The organism is Bacillus sp. AFS041924 (genome assembly GCF_002577195.1).
Lineage (GTDB): Bacteria > Bacillota > Bacilli > Bacillales > Bacillaceae_G > Gottfriedia.
Genome location: NZ_NULG01000062.1, coordinates 1 through 509, shown reverse-complemented (window position 1 = coordinate 509; position 509 = coordinate 1). Strand labels below are relative to the sequence as shown.

Sequence of the window (509 nt, the reverse complement as noted above, 5' to 3'; positions counted from 1 at the left end):
CAAAAGATAAAGTGACAAACAACACTACGTTATATGCTAAGTGGAAAATCAACTCGTATAAAGTGAGCTATGTAAGCAATGGTGGTTCTACAGTTCCTGCTCAAACTGCGAATTACAATAGCGTGATTAATTTACCAAAACCAACAAAAACGGGTTATACATTTGCTGGATGGTATAAAGATGCTTCATTAAAAACGCCAGTAGGAAATTCTGTCACACTAACAGGCAACATCACACTTTATGCAAAATGGAACATTAACACGTATACTGTTAAATTTAACAGTAACGGAGGAAGTTCAGTTGCTTCAAAAACAGCAATTTACAATGCAACGATTAGCCAACCGAAATCACCGACTAGAAAAGGCTATGCATTCATTGGATGGTACAAAGATGCTGCAGGTAAAGTAGCTTGGAACTTTGCAAAAGATCGAGTTACAGCAAACACAACAATTTACGCGAAATGGGTATCAATTCCTGCTAAACCAACAAATGCGAAATTAACGAAAGCT

Annotated in this window: 1 protein-coding gene; it reads left to right on the top strand. The window is 36.9% G+C overall.

The genetic code is table 11. The features are described 5' to 3' along the window. Window positions 1–509 (top strand): InlB B-repeat-containing protein (locus tag COC46_RS15640; RefSeq protein WP_176545180.1); only part of this gene is annotated, 509 nt, incomplete at both ends.